The sequence below is a fragment of the Microcoleus sp. PH2017_28_MFU_U_A genome, from assembly GCF_020738035.1.
GTDB lineage: Bacteria > Cyanobacteriota > Cyanobacteriia > Cyanobacteriales > Microcoleaceae > Microcoleus.
Genome location: NZ_JAEQCX010000092.1, coordinates 42640 through 64837 on the forward strand (window position 1 = coordinate 42640; position 22198 = coordinate 64837).

Here is a 22198-nt window from a genome sequence, read left to right on the forward strand (position 1 = left end):
TGGTACGCACCCTACAGATAAAGTGTGTACGAACGTACACAATTCCTCGGTCGAATTAAAATTATTGTGGTCTTCATCCCTGACTGGGAGTGAAATTTTGAGACCAATTGGTCTCAAAATTCCTTCAAAGAAAAACCCGGTGTTGCAATGAGGGCATTTGGCGGCGGACTTGTTCTAGCCGATCGGGATTAATCTCTGCGATCGCCACACCCGGTTCCTCTCCGGCATCCGCCAAAACCGCACCCCAAGGGTCTACAATCATCGCGTGACCGTGAGTTTGACGGCGGCCGTAGTGGTGTCCAGTCTGCGCTGGGGCGATCGTATAACAAGTATTCTCGATCGCCCTCGCTTGCAACAAAACCTTCCAGTGATCCTTGCCAGTGTAAGCAGTAAACGCCGCCGGCACGAACAAAACATCAGCACCCTTGTGCGACAAATGCCTGTAAACTTCCGGGAACCGCACGTCATAGCACACCGAAAGTCCCAGCGTCCCCAACTCCGGCGACACATAAACCGGCGGCAAATCTTCACCAGCTTTCACCGTGTTTGATTCCCTGTAAGTAATCCCGTCTGGCACATTCACATCAAACAAATGTACTTTTTTGTACCTTGCCACTTCGCTACCGTTTGGGTCTACTAGCAAGCAAGTATTGTATACCTTCCCCCCATCCGTCGGCACGGGAAATCCGCCGCCCAGAATCGTCACCTGGAACCGCTGGGCCATGGTTTTGAGGAATTTTTCGCTTTGGAGTCCGATCGCCTCTGCTTGAGCAATCTTCTCCTCCTCTTCTCCCATAAACGAGAAATTTTCTGGTAAGGAAACTAACTCCGCACCCCGACGCACTGCCAGGTCGATTAATTCCTCTGCCTGCACCAAATTTTTTTGCAGGTCAGGCAAGCTAGTCATTTGAATTGCTGCGGCGAGATAAGACTTCATCGATTCACAATATTAGTCATTAGTCAGTTGTCAGTTGTCAGTTGTTAGTTGTTAGTTGTTATTGGTTCTTGGTTCTTGGTTCTTGGTTCTTAGTAGCTATGCCCCATGCCCCATGCCCCATGCCCCATACCCTATGCCCCATGCCCCATGCCCTATGCCCCATGCCCTATGCCCACTTCATGTTACTGAGAAAGTCTATAGAGTTTGAGAGTTTTGATGTTTGAGCTTTAAATTAACCTTTAACTCATCACTCAAAACTCAAAACTCTCAACTTTTTTGCCCTAATTTTTGAGACCTAATTCCGGTCAAATCTTAAGGCATCGGATGGAAAAGCAAGTCAGGGAAAAAGCGGTTAAATTCAATCAAACCCGCAGCTTGAATAGAGAACCAAAGTGCTGCCAATACTGGTGCGCTTGAAAGAAACTTGAGAAAATATTGCATGAATTCTGCTCCTGAAAATTCGAGACAGTTGGTAATTGCCGATCGCTCGGTAAGACACTAATTGCTAACTTGCAGTTAATCGATTAACTGTTAGCTATTAGCCTTGGCTCCATTTCCCTATTTTAGCGGGGGGAAACAGTAATTTCGTCGTCCTTGGCAAACATTTCACCAGTGGTGATTTCTTTGAGTGCTGCCAGAGGCCACAAAAAGCCAGTCAGCATACAGGAGATTGCCACAGGAACGTCGATAATAATCTCTTTTTCCTCTGGAGTTGCAGATTTTTTGGCAATTTGCAGATAAGCGCGGCCTACCCAACCAATCCAACCAGCAATATACAAGAACAGCACGCTAGGAATCAAAAAGTCGCCAGCCTTGTCCAAGCTGCCGTCTACGATTAAGTGCGGGTATCCTTCCGGGCCGCACATAGCTTGAGAATACATCTCGAATCTTGCCTTGGCAGATGCCGGATCGCCATTGGTAGAACGTGCATTTTTAGCCAGTTCCTTGAATTCGGGAGAGTCCTTGCACGGCACTAAATTGTAAGCCGAAGCAACTGGAACAAAACTGATCCACAGACTAACCACTAAAATTGCAGCAAACAATCGTCGCATGAAATTGTTTCCTTTTGTTACAAAACAATAAGTTTTTGTACAAGCATTTCAACTTGCCGATCGCGAATCCAGATTACCGCACTTGCTGAGGGTGTAAAGTCTCCATCATAGAGGCGGCAAAGCCCAAAAGAATGAGGGATTCGGGTTTCATAGGTCAGTGCGAGAGCTTAGTAATACCGCTAGGATATTCCACAGCTTGCATTATAATTCGATCGCCTCCGACCCACTCCAACGGCTGGCAAATATCCGCAAGCAATAACCTGAGAACAGATCGAGCCGGGGGACTTGCGCCGAATTCGTTAAGCTAGCAATAGCTAACCTATCAAATAAAATTACCAGTTAATGGCAACCATTTTCGCGATCGAAACAAGTTGTGACGAAACAGCAGCGGCAATTGTTAAGAATCGTCAAGTTTGCAGCAATGTTGTAGCATCACAAATTAAAATCCACGAGCAGTACGGTGGGGTAGTCCCGGAAGTGGCTTCGCGGAGTCACCTAGAAATGCTAAATCAGGTAATTGCCCAGTGTCTGAGTGAAGCCAACCTGAGTTGGTCAGAAATTGACGGCATTGCAGCGACTTGTGCCCCCGGTTTAGTAGGTGCATTGTTAGTCGGGCTGACAGCGGCGAAAAGCTTGGCAATAGTCCACCAAAAACCTTTTTTAGGCGTCCACCACCTCGAAGGGCACATCTACGCTTCTTACTTAATCGAACCAGACTTGCAGCCGCCGTTTTTGTGCTTGTTAGTTTCCGGGGGACACACCAGTTTAATTTATGTTAAAGATTGCGGCGTTTACGAAACAGTCGGACAAACGCGCGACGATGCGGCGGGCGAAGCTTTTGATAAAGTCGCCAGACTGTTGCAGCTAGGATATCCCGGCGGGCCGCTGATGGACAAATTGGCCGCCCTGGGAAATCCCCAAGCATACCCCCTACCTGAAGGCAGAATTTCCCTACCTGGTGGCGGATATCATCCCTACGACAGCAGTTTTAGCGGGTTGAAAACAGCAGTTTTGCAATTAGTGCAGAAACTCAAAAAACTAGATATTAATGCCGGTGGCGAAGGCGTCTTGGCTGCCTCTACAATTAATGATATTGCGGCGAGTTTTCAGGAAACAGTAGCGAAGGGTTTAACCAAAAGAGCGATCGACTGTGCGCTAAATTTCGGACTCACTACCATAGTAGTCGGCGGCGGAGTCGCAGCCAACAGCGGACTCCGAAAACATTTACAAGCAGCCGCAGTTAAGCACAACTTGCGAGTATTGTTTCCCCCATTAAAATATTGCACGGACAACGCAGCAATGATCGGCTGTGCGGCGGCAGAACACTTTCAGCGAGGACACACATCACCGCTAACATTGGGAGCCAATTCGCGGATGGCTGTTAGCGATATCATGGAACTGTACAATCTGAATGTTGATGCTTAGATCCGACGTACAGTTGAAACCGCGTCTATATAAAGGAAGTATTTGTAGGGTGTGTCGCCCTCAAAAATGCCTAAAAGTCGATCGCAAATCTTGTAGCGACGAACCTTATACCATATTTGATGCAACAAACTCGAAAATTTATGGTAGCAAAATTTTTTATAAATTAGAACTCTTGCAAAAGTCAAATTTACCCCCCTTATCAAGGGGGGAAACAAGAATAATCTTACCCCCTCCCCTGATTCAAGGGGAGGGTTGGGGCGGAGTGCTTTGTATTTTTGCAAGAGATAAATTGTACCAAGTGCGTCGCCATAAGATTGTCGATATTTGTTTGGGAATGTTTGAGGGCGACACACCCTACGACTCTCAACTGTCAACTGTCAACTCTTTCTTAAATCATGAAAATCCGCGACGCAGTAGAAAGCGATTTATCCGCAATTGTCCAAATATACAATGCAGCAATACCGGGGAGAATGGCCACAGCAGATTTAAAACCAGTCTCAGTCGAAAGCCGCCTCGCATGGTACAGAGAACACTCGCCCTATTCTTTGCCGATTTGGGTAATGGAATCAGAAAAAAAAATCGTCGGCTGGCTGAGTTTTCAGCTTTTCTACGGACGCGCCGCCTATCAGCATACCGCAGAAATTAGCATCTACGTCGCGCCCGATCGCCAAAGCTGCGGAATTGGACAAAAATTATTGCAATCGGCAATTGCGCGGAGTCCAGAATTGAGACTTAAAACCCTGATGGCAATAATTTTTGCTCACAATCAGCCGAGTCTAACGTTGTTCCAGAAATTTGGGTTTCAGCAGTGGGGATATATGCCGCAAGTCGCCGAACTTGATGGCGTTGAAAGAGATGTGATAATTTTGGGTTTGCGTTGTTTGTAGGGACTGATATCAATTCCGGCTGCGCCGTCAGGTGACAAGCGAGGAGACGGCAGTGCCGTCTCCCTACAATTGATCGCGGTAGGGACACGGCACTGCCGTCTCCTCCGTCTCCATTGATCTGAATGTTTGCTCAATCTGCTAAAATTGTAATTTCATCCAAAGATGCGATCGCCACATCAGCCTTTTCCAAATGACTAACCTGGGCATTCCCCCAACAAATCCCGATGCAGCCAGCCGCGCCAGCATCTTTCCCCATCTGAATATCACCCGCCGAATCTCCCACCATCAAAGTTTCTGCGGGATTTACTCCTAGTCTTTCACAAGCTAACAAAAATAGTTTCGGATCGGGTTTATTCAGATGTACAGAATCTACACCCATTTCTAACTGAATATATTCGCTTAATTGGTGAGCTTTCACAAGTTTTTCTACCGCTTTTGTTGTCGCAGCCGAAAGAATTCCTAGTTTCAAGCCAGCTTCACACAGAGATTTTAATACTTCCAAACTGCCAACAAACAAAGGAGAAGGTGGACTACTTTTTAACATTTGGTCGGCTTCATCAAAAGCGCGTTGAGCAATAGTTAAAGATTCTATCCATCCTCTGCCAGTTTCCGCGATATATCCTGCCGCCACAATTTCGTTTTCCCGGCGGCTACCGACTGCTAGCAAGCCCGTGGGGTCGATTTTACCAACTTCGATGCCGAAAGCCATTTGTAATGGCTCTCCAACGCCTGGGATTTGAGCATCTACGAGGCGCGATCGTTTCAGCCCTAAATGTCTCAAAAATTCTTGAGAATCCTCTAGAGTACCATCTTTGTCAAAGATTACGGCTTGAATATTAGAGAAGCTAATGCCTCGACATTTAATAGTTACCAAGAATCAAAACTCCTTAATTTTTGTATTTTATTGTATTGTCTCATATTGTGCTATTTTTGGCAATTGTTTTTAGATCGGACGTACGGTTGCAACCGCGTCTATATCAACGATGTCTGAGATTAGACGGCGGTTGAAACCGCGTCTACACAAACGATGTCCGCCTCCGCGGACTGAAGAAAACAAGGTAATTTTAACCGGCATTCTTCAACCCGCGGAGGCGGGTTTTGTTTGTATAGACGCGGTTTCAACCGCCGACTCTTATGTCCAAGATTATTTAAGATATTCCCGCTAGCTCCGCAATGATTAATGCGAGTTGAACAGGCTTCACAGGCTTAGCAATATGCTTGTTGAAACCTGCATCGATCGCCTTTTGCCGTTCTCCATCGCTAGCATAAGCAGTAAGCGCAATGGCTGGAATATTTCCACCAGCTTCGGCATCAAGAGATCGCACTTGTTCCATCAAAGAATATCCATCTTCTTCTGGCATTCCAATATCAGATATCAGCACGTCATATTTGTCAAGGTTTTCCTTCAAAGCCGCGATCGCCTCTTTTGCAGAACCCACCGTCAACACCTCGGCCCCGGAGTCTTCCAGCACAAATTTCAATAACTCACGGGTATCGATATCATCATCTACGCTTAAGATATGCAAGCCTTCAAGGCAGCGGTTACTATCTTTCAATGTGTTTAGGGGTAGTGTAAATACAGTTGGCTGCAAATTACTAGGTTGTATTGATTCTTGGGCTATTAAAACTAGCGGCAACCTCAAAATTATCGTAGTTCCTTGTCCTTCACCCGGACTATCCGCCCGCACTGTTCCCCCATGCAACTCTACTAGATGACGCACGATCGACAAACCTAATCCTAGCCCTTGATTAGCCTTGGTAGTGCTGGAATCTCCTTGATGGAAACGATCGAATATATACGGCAAAAATTCTGCCAGAATGCCTTTTCCGGTGTCGCTGACTCGAATTTGAGCATGACTGTCGATCGCCTCTAAGACAATTTCCACTCGTCCACCCGATGGGGTAAACTTAATCGAGTTAGATAGCAGATTCCATAGGACTTGTTGCAACCTGTCAGCATCGCCTAAAACAGTCGCAGAACTCAACTGAGCAACCATTTGGATGTTTTTGGCATCCGCTGATAATTGAACCCCGTCGATCGCATTTTGCGCCACCACCACCAGATCGATCGGACTAATATCGAGATGAAGCTTACCGCTCGTAATCCGGGAAATATCCAGAATATCTTCAATTAACTGATTTTGGGCGATCGCACTCCGCTCAATCACCTCTAGGGCGCGACTAGCCGTTGCTTCATTCAGCTTGCCAGAGCGCAGCAATTTTGCCCATCCCAGGATCGGAGTTAGGGGGTTACGGAGTTCATGGGAGAGATTTGCCAGAAATTCATCTTTAGCACGGTTGCTGGTTTCTGCTTGTTGACGGGCTGACTTCTCCTGCATCAATAGCTGCGATCGCTCTATCTCAAACTGTCTGCGATCGGTGATATCCTCGATCGACAACAAAATCATTAAACCTTGGTCTTCGCGTTGCAGTTTACAAGCATTCAGCAGCATAGTTTTCTGCCCAATCTGCTCAAATACGTGATCTAACTCAAAGTTTTGAAGCTGAACATCACTCACCAGAATATCTTCCAAGATCGATCGCAGTTTCGGGATATTCCATTGCCCATTTCCCAATTCAAACAGCGAAAATTCCGCTGTTTCTGGGGATGAAACCTGAAATGTTTCATAGAAACATCGATTGGCAGTGTTCACTTGTAAATTAGCATCCAGCACGACTAAAGGTATTTGAACAGTTTCGACGATCGTTTCAGCATAATTTCGGGCCAACTCTAAGGTTTTGGCACTACGTTTCAGAGCATCAATATCGATCCAAACCATTACCACACCGTCAATCAGGTTTTCCGTCGTGCGATAAGGACGAATGCGGAGGTTGTACCAATATCCCGCTAGAGTTTGGACTTCTTGTTCTTTCGTCTGGAGAGTATCAATCACCTCCAAAATCATTGCTTCCAAATTAGGAACATCAAGAGAGGAACGAATATCGCTAAAAGGTCGTCCAATATCTGTAGTAATCAGATTAAAAAGTTGCTTTGCCATTGGCGTAAAGCGTCGAATCTGTAAATCATTTGTCAGGATTAAAATCGGGATATTGATACTACCAAGCAAATTTATTAAGTCATTATTGACCTGGTGTTGTTCAATATTTCGACTGCGAAGTTCCTCATTAGTGGTGATCAGTTCCTCGTTGGTAGCTTGAATCTCTTCTTTGGCAGTTTCTAGTTCCTCGTTGGTGCTTTGCAACTCCTCGTTGCTCGATAGGATTTCTTCGTTGGCAACTTTGATATCTTGGTTGAGATTTTCCTGCTCATGAATTACCGCTTGCAGATGCGCTTGAGCCGCAAGTTTTTCTTCGTTAGCGGTGACAAGCGTCTGCCTCAGCCGCACAATCTCAGCCTCTAAATCACCAGGCTCCAAACTCTCAGAATTGACGTTATTGAGGTTGATCGCAGTGGGTAAAGCTTCTTCAAATAGAATCAACAAGTAGCGTGATTCGACTGTCGCAGGCTGGAACGGAATCACCTCAAGATTGACGAGACTCGATCGATCGCCCGTTTCCACCCCGATCCCTTCTTTTCTGACAATTACGTTCTGCATCAGTGCCTGATAAATTGCAGTGCGAAGCTCGATCAGCAAGCCTTTCCTTGCCATTGTCAGCAAGTTTAAGCTGGGAATCCCTGGTGTCAGTCTCAAGTAAGCATTGGTGTCTCCCCGCACTTGCAGAATGTTCATCTGTTCGTTGACAACCACACCTGCTGGGGCATAGCGATTCAAAATCAGTTGGTCTGTGTATCGCTGTAAGTCAAATGAATCTGGATCGTTTTCATTCATTTGCTCAGATTCATCTACTTTAGCGACGGGATAAGAACTCGTCGAAAACGAAAATATCGGACTATTTTCAGTCAATTTTTTAGCATAGATTTTGCACTTTGTGTGTACTGAATCAAATAAGGATGAGAATTTTCCGATACTCTCAGAAGTGCCTAATAGGAGAAAGCCAGTCGGGTTAAGACTGTAATGAAAAATCGGAATCACTCGTTTTTGCAACGGCTCTGCTAAGTAAATCAGCACATTGCGACAGCTAATTAGATCGAGATTGGAAAAAGGCGGGTCGCTGCCTAAGTTTTGTCTGGCAAATATACACAGCTCGCGGACTGTTTTGTTGATTTTATAGCCTCCTCCTTCCACCAGAAAGAAGCGAGCCCGGCGCTCTGCTGAAACGTCGATCATCTGGTTTTCTAAGTAGAAGCCAGACCTTGCTTTGCTAATCGCCGCTTCGCTAATATCTGTGGCAAAAATCTGGATCTGTGGTAGGGGAGCTCGATCGCTCAAAAACTCTAACAAACAAATCGCGATCGAGTAAACTTCTTCTCCAGTGGAACATCCCGCCACCCAAATCCGGATGGGAATTTCTGCCGATTTATTTTGGGTAATCGTGGGAAAAACCAGCTCTTTTAACTGTTCAAAGGCTTCTGGATCGCGAAAAAAACTGGTGACGTGGATCAGGATTTCTTGATACAGAGCATGGACTTCAGCCGGATAGTCTCGCAGATATTGGGCGTAATCTGCCAATCGTTCCAGCTTGTATAACAGCATCCGTCGCTGGATGCGTCGATCGACCGTAGCGACTTTATAGTGGGTAAAATCAACGCCTGTGGTCGATCGCAACAGTCCCAAAATAGTTGCCCGGACATCACTTTGTTCGGGTGATACTGCAACCGCGATCGTCGATATCGGGCAAGAAATCCAGGGATTGCCACTGAGATTTGCCAATTCCTGAGCAATTTGTTGAGGGGGCAGAACGAAGTCTACATCACCTGTGGCAACTGCGGTATTCGGCATACTATCGAATTTTGCCGAGGCTTCGCATTGAGCAAATGTCAAGCCACCGGCTGCTTTGATTGCCTTGATTCCCAGCGAACCGTCTCCGTCTCCCCCGGATAATATTATGGCGATCGCCTTGTGTCCGCGATCGACAGCCAAGGACACCAGAAACGCATCTCCCGGCATATATTTTCCATAAACTTTCTCGCGGGGTGTAAGTTTCAGCACCCCTTCCACGAGAGTCATCTTAGTGTTAGGCGGAATTATATATACTTGATTTGGCTCTACAGTCGTGCCGTCTTCCACCTGACTAACAGGCATTTCTGTCTTTGTGGCGAGGATTTCGCTCAACAGACTTTTGTAATTGGGATCGAGGTGCTGAATCAGCACAAATGCCATGCCGGTATCGGCAGGTAAGTGGCCCAGAAACTCTGTGAATGCTTCTAGCCCTCCGGCTGAGGCGACAATCCCAACGATGGGAAACGGGGCTTCTACTGTGTTTTGCTCTGCCTCGTCGATCGGTGATGGTGCGATCGATTCTGGTATATTTGCCTCGGAGTTGTTCATAAAAATCTCCTGAAAAACCCCGTATTTGTCAATCAGGGCTGTTTAATTTTCTGTAGGGGCGGTGCCCCCGTGCCCGCCCCATCCCTGAAACACCTACAAAATAGTGGATGAGGAGAGGAGGGTAGGCACGCACCGTCCACTACCCCTACAAATTTTCTCAATCTCTTTGTCAAGGGGAAGGATTTCAATCGATCTTCTGTCATTCTGAGCTACGCTCAGAATGACAGAAGATCGATTAACTCATATTCTTTCTTTGTAAAAATTTACTTAAAAAAAAAGAGGGTATACCCTCCTTAATTAATAACATTGACATACTCCCCGTCGTAAACGAGCGGGGATTCTTGACACTTCATCGGATGATGCAACGCCCGGTTGTCTTACTCTTCCTCCATGTCCGTTTAGAGTCGTGGCAATGCCCTATCCCGACTATATGTATCGTTTTGTTTTAACTAACAATACTTTTGTTTTGCTTCCAGGTTGGATTATAACCATTGCCCTTCAGTCTTTCCCTATTTCTTGAGCAGTCCCGGTTTCAACTCTGATGAGTATATATCGCTGCACTATACGGCGGGGATTTCAACCACCTACATTCTGGCACAAAGCCGTCCTGGAAGGACGGGGCTTCAAACCCAATTTCTTGGTGATGCCGATATTATTCGACTGTCACCGGAGGTATTTCTGAGGATACCTCTAATGTTGCTTCGGGTGTAGCTTCCGTAACTGGTTCGGATGTAGCTTCCGTAACTGGTTCGGATGTAGCTTCCGTAACTGGTTCGGATGTAGCTTCCGTGACTACTTCGGGTGTAGCTTCCGTCACTACTTCGGGTGTAGCTTCCGTTACTGCTGCAACTGTTTCTTCCGGCAAATCTTCTTCCATTGCTGACGGTACATCTTCGAGTATTTCATCGGAGAGTTCATCAGCATCAGTTGAGTCAGCAGGAACTTCAATTCCAGCTTTAGCTTGCTTTTGAGCCAGCATTTTCTCACGGAACTTAGCAGCCATTTCCTCAGCTTTCTCGTACACCAATTCACGATTTTTGACCATCGCCCCAGGCTCCGGTTCCAATTGCTTGGTGGAGAGAGAAATCCGGCCTCTTTCGGCATCCAAGTCAATGATCATCACCTTCACTTCGTCGTTGACATTAAACACGCTATGAGGCGTATCGATGTGATCGTGCGAAATTTCCGAGATGTGTAGCAAACCACTGACGCCACCGATGTCGATAAACGCACCGTAGGGCTTGATACCGCGTACTGTACCGATGACCACTTCCCCGACTTCGAGGCGGTTCATCTTGCGCTCAACCAAGGCGCGACGATGACTTAATACTAGGCGGTTGCGGTCTTCGTCTACCTCTAAGAATTTCAAGGGTAATTCTTCGGCGACTAATTCTTCCTTCGGTTTGCGGGTGCTGATGTGAGAACCGGGAATGAAGCCTCGCAATCCTTCTATTCTCACCAGTGCGCCGCCACGGTTGGTGGCAAATACTTGCGATCGAACTGTAGCGTCTTCTGCTTGCAGTTGTCGCACTCTTTCCCAGGCGCGCATATACTCAATGCGTCGAATGGACAGGGTTAATTGTCCGTCTTCATTTTCATCGGTGAGGATGAAAAATTCTCTGGTTTCGTTTGATTGCAATACCTCTTCAGGGCTTTCGACTCGATTGATCGACATTTCCTGAATGGGAATGTACGCTGCTGTTTTAGCACCGATATCAATCAGAGCGCCCCTCGGTTCTATACTAAAAACTGTACCCGCTACTACATCGCCGGGGCTAAAGTGATAGTCATATTTATCAAGTAAGGCCGCAAAATCTTCGTGAGTAAAGCCGATGTCTTTGACTGTGGTTTTGGTATTGACCATGCGAATAGTTTCCTAGGATTTCTCTCCTTCATGTTTTTCGTTTGCAGGCAGATACTAGAGATTTTGCTGAAAAAGTGGTTAACTTCTTGCAAAATCTTTTACGAAAGTCAGTTTTTGCCAACTTTTGCCCGGTGCAACCGTACACCGGCGCTTGCCATTGCTCTTAATTCCAACTCTGTGTTAAAGCGTTTGATTTTTAACATTCAGAGTCCAGTGGATTATTATACCTTATCGGCATACTGCTTTTAAATTAATTTAGGTAGGGAAACGGCATTGCCGTGTCCTGAGTTGCCTGAGAAGCATCCGGACACGGCAGTGCCGTGTCCCTACAGGTCGATGGATTATTTTAGGGTAGGGATACGGCATTGCCGTGTCCTGAGTCAACTGAGGGTGCAACCGGAATTGACATAACGCAGGATTCCTGGTTTGCTCGATCGCACGACTCATCCGGTTCCGACAAATCCGATTCATTTTCTGGCCCAGTTTCTGGGCACAAAGCTGCGTCAAGGGGACTCTGAAGGTGATTCAGGGTATCGACAAAATCTCGAATGCCCCGAAATTGCCGATATACAGAGGCGAAACGGACATAAGCGACTTCGCTGAGTGGCCGCAAATGTAATAATACTAATTCTCCAATGTTAGAACTCGTGACTTCCCGGAGCGATCGACCTTGCAGTTGGGCTTCGATTTCTTCTGCGAGGGTTTCGAGCTGTCCCGAAGACAAACCTGTTTTTTCGCAGGCCCGAACCAGTCCTCTGACTAATTTTGACCGATCGAAAGATTCGCGCTTCCCGTCCCGCTTAATCACCGTAATCGGCACAAATTCTATGCGTTCGTAAGTTGTGAAGCGGTGCTGACAGCTCAAACATTCGCGCCGCCGACGGATGCTTTGACCAGATTCGGCTGAACGCGATTCGAGAACGCGGCTATTTGTGTGTTGACAGGAGGAACAGCGCATGATTGCTGATTTTAACAGGTGTTGCCAGCAAATTGCCATTCATCTAACCGCCCGGGGGTCTGATGAATAGCTGGACTAGAAAAATTACTGAGGATACAGTGCTGAGGATGTGTCTCAACTTGAGCTAAAACCTAGTTCTAGACTGCTGTTTGATGGCTAGGCCCGATCCCCCCTAGCCCCCCTTAGGTCGGGGGGACAAGAGTGTCTTGCGTCCCCCCACTATCCGGGAGGACAGCAGTTTTATCTTTCGTCCCCTGACTATCGAGGGGGCGGAAATTCTCTCAAAGTCCCCCTTCTTAAGGGGGATTTAGGGGATCGAGACTCTGCTATAAACAAGAGATACAAAGGTTTTGAGGCCATTGTTGACACCCCTTGGCTGCCAGCGTATAGCTAATTATTTGCCAATCCGGGGTGGTTCCCGAAAGGCTATCGCAAAAAATAGTACACCTAAGGCTAAAGCCAGAATCAAAATGTAAGCAACGCTTTCCATGTTAAATTTTCCCTATCTTCCCTTGCCGTATTATTTTATCAGAAAATTGGGTTGAAAACCCCGTCCCGATCGGACGACTTTTTTACATTGTTAAGTAAAATAACAAATCCATCTTAACAAATGAATATGGTAGAATAACTAGACCAGACAAGATGTAAAAACCTACCCCCGGACTGGGGGAAAGTCTACGCCCAAAACATTTTTGAGGAGATATGACTACGCAGCTAGGCTGCAAATGTAGTCAGCCTGGGAACCCACGCTTGCGCGGGATATTTTGACAGAAATGTCTTAAGAATCCCCGTACCTTAAGGTCGGGGAGTGTCAATAACTAAAAAAACCCGGTTTCTTGAAGAAACCGGGTTTTTGTGCACCGGGGAAGTTTCCCGATGTACTCTTCGGCGGCAGAAAACTAGATAGATTCTTCTCTTCTTGTGCTCTTGTCGCCCAGTTTTTGGAACAAGCCCCACTCGACTTGTTCTTCCAGGTCAGCCTCAACTCCAGCAAACACGTCGCGGAAAATAGTCCGAGAACCGTGCCAGATATGGCCGAAGAAGAACAGCAAAGCAAAGCAAACGTGTCCGAAAGTAAACCAACCGCGAGTTGAAGTACGGAAAACACCGTCAGAATTCAAGGTTTCGCGATCGAATTCAAATACTTCACCCTGTTGGGCGGCGCGAGCAAACTTCTTAACATCTAAAGGATTCTTAAAAGTTTGACCGTTCAGTTCGCCACCGTAGAAGCTGACAGTAACTCCGCTTTGTTCAAAGCTGTATTTTGATTCAGCACGGCGGAAGGGGATGTCAGCGCGAACGACCCCATCTTTGTCCGTCAAAATTACTGGGAAAGTTTCAAAGAAGTTCGGGAGGCGTCGTACCGACAATACCCGACCTTCGTTGTCAGTAAATACTGCATGGCCCAACCAAGTTTTAGCAATACCGTCGCCGTTGACCATCGCGCCAGCACGGAACAAACCACCTTTAGCAGGAGAGTTGCCCACGTAGTCGTAGAAAGCCAATTTTTCGGGAATTTGCTCGTAAGCTTGTTGGAAGCTTTGACCGGCGGCCAAGCTAGCTTGAGCTCTGCGATCGATCTCTTGTTGGAAATAGTTGCCGTCCCACTGATAGCGAGTCGGGCCGAAAAGCTCGATCGGAGTAGCAGCAGAACCGTACCACATCGTACCCGCAACCACGAAAGCTGCAAAGAACACAGCAGCAATACTGCTAGAAAGTACAGTTTCGATGTTACCCATCCGCAGGGCTTTGTAAAGACGTTCCGGCGGCCGCACAGTCAAGTGGAACAAACCGGCAATTACGCCGACTACACCCGCTGCAATGTGGTGAGCGACGATGCCACCGGGATTGAACGGATCGAAGCCTTCAGGGCCCCAAGCAGGCGCCACTGGTTGGACGTGACCGGTCAAGCCGTAGGGGTCGGAAACCCACATTCCCGGGCCAAAAAGTCCGGAAAGGTGAAATGCCCCGAAGCCGAAGCACAGCAAGCCGGAGAGGAACAAGTGAATGCCAAACATTTTTGGCAAGTCGAGGGCTGGTTCGCCGGTGCGAGGATCTCTGAAGAGTTCCAAATCCCAGAATACCCAGTGCCAGACTGCTGCTAAAAACAGCAAACCGGAGAGGATGATGTGAGCAACAGCAACGCCTTCAACAGACCAGAAGCCCGGATCGACGTTAGTTTCGCCGGTGAGGCTCCAACCGCCCCAAGAACCGGTGACTCCTAAGCGAGCCATGAAGGGTAGCACGAACATCCCTTGACGCCACATCGGGTTAAGAACTGGGTCTGTGGGGTCAAAAACTGCTAGTTCGTAAAGGGCCATTGAGCCGGCCCAACCAGCCACGAGGGCAGTGTGCATTAAGTGTACAGAAATCAATCGACCTGGGTCATTTAAGACGACTGTGTGTACGCGATACCAGGGTAGTCCCATTGACTGCGGTTCTCCAAGGTGTAAGTGATGATGTCTATTTTGACGGAAAAATCAGATTCTCAATGCCGTGCAGTTACCTGCGGGCTGTAAATTCTGACGAGTGCCGAATCCTTTCTACCGCTTCTAAAAACCTACAGAAATCTGTAAATCAAACTTAGCGGTCTATGTTTAGCCTAGATCAAGTGCTATAAGCTTCCTGATTGCTCAGGTTGGCCTAATCTTCCCAGTTAGAGACTGCCCTTATTAGCAGAGGACTTCCATATTTGATTTTTTGATGATTAATTTGTGCCAAGTGTGTTTCTGTGGTTTTCATGCCCAGTCAGCTTTAGCAACCCGCACCAATCAAGCGTTTTTCCAGTTTATAACGATTTATTGCTCGGCGATCGTCAAAGTCTGAAAAATCTAGACAAGTCTAGATTTTTCGGCTACTGTTTTAAACCCTCACAGGGGTGGAGGCATAAAAATGAAAGTTATTTAAAGAAGTGTATCGAGTGTTAGAACCGATTGCAATATGTTCGGCCTTACATTAATTGCGGGTTCTCGATTTCGCAGCGGGTGGCGATCGTCCCGAGGCGTTCGAGGACTTGCTCGGCATCGATCAGTCTGGTGAGGGTGACGCTGCCGATATTTTTTGCCGGATCTGCGGGATCGGGAGGGGCACAGGGTTTGACTTCTACCATGAGCACGGCGTCTTCTACGCGGTAGAGCCACATTTTTTCGTTGCGATCCAACAGGGAGAGCTTGAGCTGTTGGATGTCTGGCTGGCGCCTCCAGCCGGCTGCTGTCCACTCGCCGCCAACTCCCCAGACGCGCCCCACTTTCCAGCCGTCGGATAAGAAGAAATATTTCATTTGCTGTGTGCGCTTGTTAATTATTTTTTTGTTATAGCATTCGGCCGAAGCAAGAAGGAAGTTATGTTAGGGTGCCGAGTGCGGGTACAATAATGTGGCGATCGCCTACTTAAGAATTTTCCCCTGCGATCGGCATCCTACTGACTGACTTACAAAGAAACCGGGTGTCGAGTTTCCCGATCGCAAGTTACCTGTTGTAAAGGAATCTTCACAACGAATTCTGTCCCTTTACCGGGAGCAGAAATACAACTAATTTGACCGCCGTGTTGTTCGACAACAATTTGGTGACTGATAGATAAACCCAATCCCGTGCCACTCCCTACAGGTTTTGTGGTAAAAAACGGGTCAAACATCTTTTTTACCACTGCTTCACTCATGCCAATACCGTTGTCAGCAATCCGAATCACTGCGAATTGACTGGGAGAATTTTCGGGAGTAATTGTCGCTGACAACTGATTGTAAGCTCTTGCTGCTTTGCCTTTGCCAACTCCCGAACATTCTGCTGTTTCCAGCTCAGTATGAATCTCTATTTTGGGGTAAGGTTGAGTTTCTAGGGCATCAATGGCATTATTTAGCAAACTGGCAAACACCTGATTCAACTGACTGCTGTAACAGGGAACTTCCGGCAGGTTGCCGTAGTTTTTTATTACCTCAATCTCTTGAGAAATAATGCTGCTCCCGCTTTTTTTGCTAACACCTTTACCTCCCGCTCGGTGCTGGACGAATAGTAAAGTGTGATCGAGATTTTGATTGATATCTACTTCTTTGATGCCGGATTCGTCGAGCTTTGTGAAAAACTTTAACGATTCAACAATTTGTTGGATGCGCGATGCTCCAGACTCGATTGACTGCATTAGCCGCGACCAATCTTTTTGCAAAAAATCTAAATCTATACTCTCAGCGAGTTGTTGTATTTCGGCTCCGGGTTCTGGATATTTGTTTTTGTAAAGTTCCAGGAGGTTGTTTAAATCTTGGAAATAGTGGCGGGCTGGATTGATATTGCCCAAAATAAAACTATTGGGATTGTTAATTTCGTGGGCAACTCCTGCTACCATTCTCCCGAGACTTAACATTTTTTCCGTTTGAATCAGTTGGGATTGGGTGCGTCGGAGATTGTCTAATGTTAATTTTAATTGAGTAGCTTTTTCTCGTTCCCGCAGTTCGCTTTTTCGCAGTTCCAGTTCGGCTTGTTTGACAGCGGTGATGTCGCGGCTGACAGATAAGACAGATGCAATTATCCGATCGCGCTTAAATTCAGGAACCATGCAAACTTGATAAAATTTAGTGCCTGATTTTGTGAGAAAATTAAACTCAAAGCACTGTTCGGTGCCGTTAGCGAATACGGCGCACAAAGCTGCTTCCGAGAGCATCACCACTTCCTCAGACATTCCTAACTCTCGATGGGTTTTACCCGTGAATGCTGCGGCGGGGATTCCTGTCGCTAATTCGGCTGCTGGATTGACGTAAAGGTGGCGCAGTTGCTTGTCAAATCGGGCAATCATATCCGGGGAATTTTCCGCTAAGGCCCTGAATTCTTGTTCGCGGCGGTATGAGGTTTCTTGTGCAAGCTTTTGCTCGGTAATGTCGTAAGTCATCATTAGAATGCAGTTGGTGTCGCCAATGCTAATGATTTCTGCGGATATGAGGACACACTTGATATTGTCGAACTTGGTACGAAACTGGAATTCTTGTTTGTAAATACTGCCGGATATGTGCAAGATTTCTAAGAAACGATCGCGATCGCCCAAATTCTCCCATAAATTGATTTGGCGATCGGTTTTTCCCAAGATTTCCTCGGGAAAATAGCCGGTGAGGTTGCAAAAGCTCTGGTTGACTTCCGTTAAGTATCCCTTTTCCAGTGTGGCGATTGTCATGGCGGCGGGGCTGCTGCGAAAAGCTTTGGCAAATTTTTCTTCGGAAAAGCGCAGGGCTAACTCGGCTAATTGGCGCGATCGCACTTCCGATCGCAACAGCATATTTTGTTGTTCTAATTGTTTGGTGAGGTTTCGCAGTTGTAGGTGAACGTTGATGCGGGCGATCGTCTCTTCGTGCTCCAGCGGTTTAGTGATGTAGTCTACTGCACCCAAAGTCAACCCTTTCACTTTATCCGCAGCCTCGGAAAGAGCTGTCATAAAAATTACGGGAATGTCCTTAACTTCATCTATTGATTTCAGGCGGCGGCAGGTTTCAAATCCGTCTATTCCCGGCATCATCACATCTAGCAAAATGATATCTGGCAAGATTTTTGTGACTCTATCCAGCGCTTTTTCTCCCGTTGTAGCTACAAAAATCTCAAATCCGTATTCCACTAGGAAATATGATAATATGTTAATATTAGCGGGTTGGTCGTCTACGATTAATACTTTGCTTTTTGGCTGAGTCTGCATATTTTTATGTTTGAAAATCAACGAAATGGCTCACATAAAGTAGGTTGATTGGGAGTGTCTTAACCCAACATACAAGAATATGAGAAGGCATTGAATAGAGAAACAGAGTTGCTTGCCACAAACTCAACCTGAAAGCCGAGATGTTGCATCGCTGTTACTCGGCTGCTTGAGTTTGGTAGAATTTGGTGCAACAGATCGGATGTAGGAGATGGAACCCTTATAGAAATCTATTCTACTATTTATTCTTCAAATTTGCTCGGTTATATCAACTTTAGAGTGTGAAAAACTGGGTTTCTGGTGCCGTGACGTACAACTGCCATACATACCAGCGGGAGCATCTCATTTTCGCAAAAAGGATGTTTTTTACAGTGCTGTCCCCGCTCGCGTGCTTTACACAGCACGCGAGCGGGGACAGCACTACTAAAAATGCAAAAATAAGATGTACCCAATACCAGCGATGGCGATCGTCGCGCATCCCAACGCTTACGTTTCACTGGCCATGACTTACTTACCAGAAAGAATTGGTTGAAAGCCCGCCCGTCTTTGAGGGAGAAATTAAAATCAGACTATTCATTACTCCAATCCTCTTCCTTCTAGGTAGAGGTCGCTCTCAAACTGTCAAGCGGTCAACTGTCAACTGTCAACTTATTTATACTGCAAGTTTGCTGGCTCCGAACGATTTTTAGGATTGAGGCTATAACTGCTTGTTAAATCAGATTATGAGGATTGAACTCCGTACTAGGAAGCAATTTTAGTCGCCCGGATTTAAGTAAGGCCCAATTAGTTTAATTATCGCGTCATCGTCATAGCGATCGACTAACTGCCAAATTTTCCGAGCAAATAGGGCATAGGTCGGATTTAACTCTTGCAGGCGCTGTGCTTCGTACTTAACCTGCTCGAAATTACCGATTTGAGCGGCTTCGTACAAATAAAGTAACTCTTCGCGGGGAGGCATTTCTACGTCTTCTGAGCCGATCGCCAATTCAGAGAAAGTACGCGCGATGGAGTTATCCCGTAGGGAATCGCCCGAAGCCTCAAAAATCCAAATCAGTCCCAGATAATTCTGTATTTTTGCCAAAAAATCATCAATTATAAAAAATTTACTGATAAAATCAGTGTAGCCTATTTCCTCTTGCTTTTCCAACTCCAACTCGAACAGCCCGCTAGTAGCAATCAAGATTGGCGTCTCCCGAAACATTGGCAAACAACGCAATTGAGCGCAGAGTTCAAAACCGCTGATTCCAGGCATCAACAAGTCAGCAATAATTAAATCCGGTTCCTGGGAAATCGCTATTGCTAAACCTCTTTCACCAGAATCAGCCTCAATTAACTCAAAACCCAGCGGTGCTAAAATATCCACCATCAAAGAGCGATTTTCTGGGCTATCGTCAACAACTAATATTCTACGCCGTTGACCTTCATAACCTGTAATTACGGGTTGCTGTGGTGGTGGCAAAACTGGTAGGAGCACATCTGCGAGGGACAATTCAATCTCAAACCAAAACGTACTCCCAACACCCCAACAACTTTCGACTTTGAGTTCCCCTCCCATCAGCGAAACTAAGGTTTGGGCAATGTTTAATCCCAAACCCGTCCCTTCTGTTTTCTGCCCGATTTCGTTCACTTGTTCAAAAGGTAGAAATATTCGTTCTATTGCATCGCTAGTAATTCCGATGCCTGTATCTTTAACTTGAAAGTGGATTTTGGTAATTGGGAAGGCGGGACTTGCATTAAATAAAAAATCTGATTCCTGGCCCCCGCTCAATATTCCTGCAACAGGTTGACTGTTCTCAATTACCTCTACCTTAAAAAGTATGCTACCTTCATCAGTAAATTTAATCGCGTTACTTAATAAATTCAGGAGAATTTGACGCAACCGCTTTTCATCGACAGATACAAAATCCGGAATTTTACCTGCTATTTGGGTGACAAAGACCAGGTTCTTTTCTTCGGCTTTGAACCGAAAAATTTCTAATATGTCATTGAGAAAATCCGACAAACAAACATCGTTAACAGTTAACTCCATCTTTTCAGCTTCAATTTTAGCCAAATCTAAAATATCATTAATTAAAGTCAGCAACTGAGAACCGCACTGCTGGATCGTGCGAATTTGCTCTTTGTCGCGGGGAGAAAAATCTGGCTGTCGGGAAAGTATTTGAGTGTAGCCGAGAATGGCATTGAGGGGAGTACGCAATTCGTGGCTCATATTGGCAAGAAAGGCACTTTTAGCAAGGGATGCGACTTCGGCGGCTTCTTTTGCTCTTTGGAGTTCGGCAATGCGATCGCTCACCTTTTGTTCTAAAGTGCGATTGTAGTCTGCCTGCAACTTCTCGGCTTTTTTGCGATCGGTGATGTCTTGAGAAGCTGCGATCGCGCCGATAATGTTGCCAGCTTCATCAAACAGCGGCGTACTAAAAACTTCTAAAGGAATAGTGCGATCGGGCAAACGAATTTCTATGTCTTCCACTCTCACGGTTTCTCCTTTGAGCGATCGAGCGACTGGATTTTTTTCAATTGAATATAATTCATCTGTTCCTGCATCGTAAAGTCTAAAAACTTTTGCTATTTGCTCAATTGTAGACTCCGGTATAGTTTGGATATTTACTAACTGTCGCGCTATCTGATTTATGTAAATCAGTTGTCCAGTAATATCATGAACTGATACTCCCACCGGCATAGCTTCGAGGATTTGTTTCATGCGGCTTTCACTGTCGGTTAAGGCAGCATTTAAAGATTGGAGCGATTTGAAAGCAGATTGCAGTTTGTCTGCCATATAATTGAACGAATTTGCCAATTGCCCGACTTCATCAGCGCGATCGATCTCGACATTTGTATTCCCTTCATTGTTAGCTAGAGCTTTGGCGGCAGTATTTAAGCATAAAAGTGGCTCTGTTATCCATTTAGCTGTGAAAATGCCGACAACAATTGCTCCCGTTAAGGCAGTCGCACATAGTATAATTGTGGTGAGATTGTTGGCGTCAATTTCTGCCATAAAATCAGATTCTGGGATGACGATCGCAATCAACCAATCTAAACCAAAATTATCCTTGTAAGGTACTACTTTGAGTAATTGGGATTGGCCGTCAATTTCAAATTCAAGGTGTTGAACATCATTAATTTGGGAAAAATCGCCAAAGTGATTCGTTAAAAATAGACCCGTGGCGCGGATTGTAGCATTTGGGCTTGCCGTTAATTTTAATCGATTAAACTGCTGGTTGCTCAAAATATAGGGATTGTCGGGCCCGGAATTGGCTACTAACAACCCGCTGCGTTCGACAATAAAAATTTTTGCCGACTTGCTAGTTTTTATGCTGTCGAGAAAGTTGGCAATTTTTCTAATGTTGAGGTTTACCGAAAATACTCCTAGCAGTTCCTTTGTAGTCTCATCATAAATCGGTCGATTGCCGTTAATTACTAAATCTGTATTGTTACCGACTTGAAAAATATTACTCCAGGTGGATTTCCCGGCAGCTTTAGCAGCTTGGTACCAAGGCCTATTTGTGGCATCAGGTTGTCGAAAAGTTTTGTATAGTTTGGTTCTATTACCTAGCAAGTCTGGAACATACATATTGATGATGCCCCGATCGAACTCATCCGATCGCATAATCAGATTCTGTCCGATAGTGCGATCGCTTCCCACGAAGTCTCCCCGTTTGCTACCAAAAATAATGGTTGTCGGCGAATCGAACTGTTTGAGTTGAAACGAAAGGTAGCGTTCGAGTTGCCGCAAATCTTGTAAATTGATTGTTTTTTGGCGCACCGCATCGGCGTTAATGCGGTTGATCGAATGAGGCGCAGACAGATATGTATCGAGGTAATGTACGACGCGATCGCCAATTTGTGCTGCTAGCCGATCTGCTAGGTTGTTAACCGCCTTTTGCCCGTTTGTATAGGAAAGATACCCCACCAACCCCGCAGTCCCGACAATTTGCAGCACAAACGGTACAATCAGCACTGTTCGTAGCGGGATTTTTTTGAGATGGGCAGTTAGGCGATAGACTGTTTTAATCGACATGATAAAACCGTGCTTATCAAAGTGGGGAAAGCGAAGATACCT

Annotated in this window: 14 protein-coding genes; 2 read left to right on the plus strand and 12 right to left on the minus strand. The window is 46.0% G+C overall.

The window, feature by feature from the left end:
• Positions 1–124 precede the first annotated feature (124 nt).
• From JGK14_RS22530 to JGK14_RS22540, 3 genes are all read right to left on the minus strand, one after another.
• Positions 125–937 (minus strand): carbon-nitrogen hydrolase family protein, encoded by an 813-nt coding sequence (locus JGK14_RS22530; protein ID WP_293271121.1) that lies wholly within the window; start codon positions 935–937, stop codon positions 125–127.
• A 312-nt stretch (positions 938–1249) separates the two neighbouring features.
• Positions 1250–1378: a photosystem I reaction center subunit IX gene (psaJ, locus tag JGK14_RS22535; RefSeq protein WP_293183192.1), complete on the minus strand. Its 129-nt coding sequence runs from the start codon at positions 1376–1378 to the stop codon at positions 1250–1252.
• Positions 1379–1500: 122 nt separating this feature from the next.
• Positions 1501–1989, minus strand: a complete 489-nt coding sequence (locus JGK14_RS22540; protein ID WP_293183190.1) for a Photosystem I reaction center subunit III — start codon at positions 1987–1989, stop codon at positions 1501–1503.
• 342 nt (positions 1990–2331) lie between these two features.
• On the opposite strand from JGK14_RS22540, the gene tsaD reads away from it, so the two are divergent.
• Together tsaD and JGK14_RS22550 are read left to right on the plus strand one after the other, a co-directional pair.
• Positions 2332–3414, plus strand: coding sequence for a tRNA (adenosine(37)-N6)-threonylcarbamoyltransferase complex transferase subunit TsaD (gene tsaD, locus JGK14_RS22545; RefSeq protein WP_293183188.1), 1083 nt, complete (start codon positions 2332–2334; stop codon positions 3412–3414).
• A 395-nt stretch (positions 3415–3809) separates the two neighbouring features.
• On the plus strand, positions 3810–4301 hold the full coding sequence (locus JGK14_RS22550) for a GNAT family N-acetyltransferase (protein WP_293183186.1): 492 nt from the start codon (positions 3810–3812) through the stop codon (positions 4299–4301).
• A gap of 130 nt (positions 4302–4431) precedes the next feature.
• On the opposite strand, the gene JGK14_RS22555 is transcribed toward JGK14_RS22550, so the two are convergent.
• The 9 genes from JGK14_RS22555 to JGK14_RS22595 all read right to left on the minus strand — a co-directional run bounded on the left by JGK14_RS22555 (position 4432) and on the right by JGK14_RS22595 (position 22156).
• Positions 4432–5175, minus strand: a complete 744-nt coding sequence (locus JGK14_RS22555) for an HAD family hydrolase (RefSeq protein ID WP_293192233.1) — start codon at positions 5173–5175, stop codon at positions 4432–4434.
• Positions 5176–5449: 274 nt separating this feature from the next.
• Entirely contained in the window at positions 5450–9652 is a 4203-nt protein-coding gene (locus JGK14_RS22560) for a chemotaxis protein CheB (RefSeq protein WP_325315507.1), read from the minus strand.
• Positions 9653–10304: 652 nt separating this feature from the next.
• Positions 10305–11516, minus strand: a complete 1212-nt coding sequence (locus JGK14_RS22565; RefSeq protein ID WP_325315508.1) for a S1 RNA-binding domain-containing protein — start codon at positions 11514–11516, stop codon at positions 10305–10307.
• Positions 11517–11862: 346 nt separating this feature from the next.
• Positions 11863–12474 carry a transcriptional regulator NrdR gene (gene nrdR, locus JGK14_RS22570; RefSeq protein ID WP_293183214.1) on the minus strand — a complete coding sequence of 204 codons (612 nt, stop codon included), beginning with the start codon at positions 12472–12474 and terminating at the stop codon, positions 11863–11865.
• 394 nt (positions 12475–12868) lie between these two features.
• Positions 12869–12964: a photosystem II reaction center protein T gene (locus tag JGK14_RS22575; RefSeq protein WP_083622085.1), complete on the minus strand. Its 96-nt coding sequence runs from the start codon at positions 12962–12964 to the stop codon at positions 12869–12871.
• Between the two features lie 409 nt (positions 12965–13373).
• On the minus strand, positions 13374–14903 hold the full coding sequence (gene psbB, locus JGK14_RS22580) for a photosystem II chlorophyll-binding protein CP47 (RefSeq protein WP_293183178.1): 1530 nt from the start codon (positions 14901–14903) through the stop codon (positions 13374–13376).
• A 521-nt stretch (positions 14904–15424) separates the two neighbouring features.
• Positions 15425–15754: a hypothetical protein gene (locus tag JGK14_RS22585; protein ID WP_293143313.1), complete on the minus strand. Its 330-nt coding sequence runs from the start codon at positions 15752–15754 to the stop codon at positions 15425–15427.
• A gap of 149 nt (positions 15755–15903) precedes the next feature.
• Positions 15904–18141, minus strand: coding sequence for a PAS domain S-box protein (locus JGK14_RS22590; protein WP_293183176.1), 2238 nt, complete (start codon positions 18139–18141; stop codon positions 15904–15906).
• 751 nt (positions 18142–18892) lie between these two features.
• Positions 18893–22156 carry an ATP-binding protein gene (locus JGK14_RS22595; RefSeq protein ID WP_325315509.1) on the minus strand — a complete coding sequence of 1088 codons (3264 nt, stop codon included), beginning with the start codon at positions 22154–22156 and terminating at the stop codon, positions 18893–18895.
• Between the last annotated feature and the right edge of the window lie 42 nt (positions 22157–22198).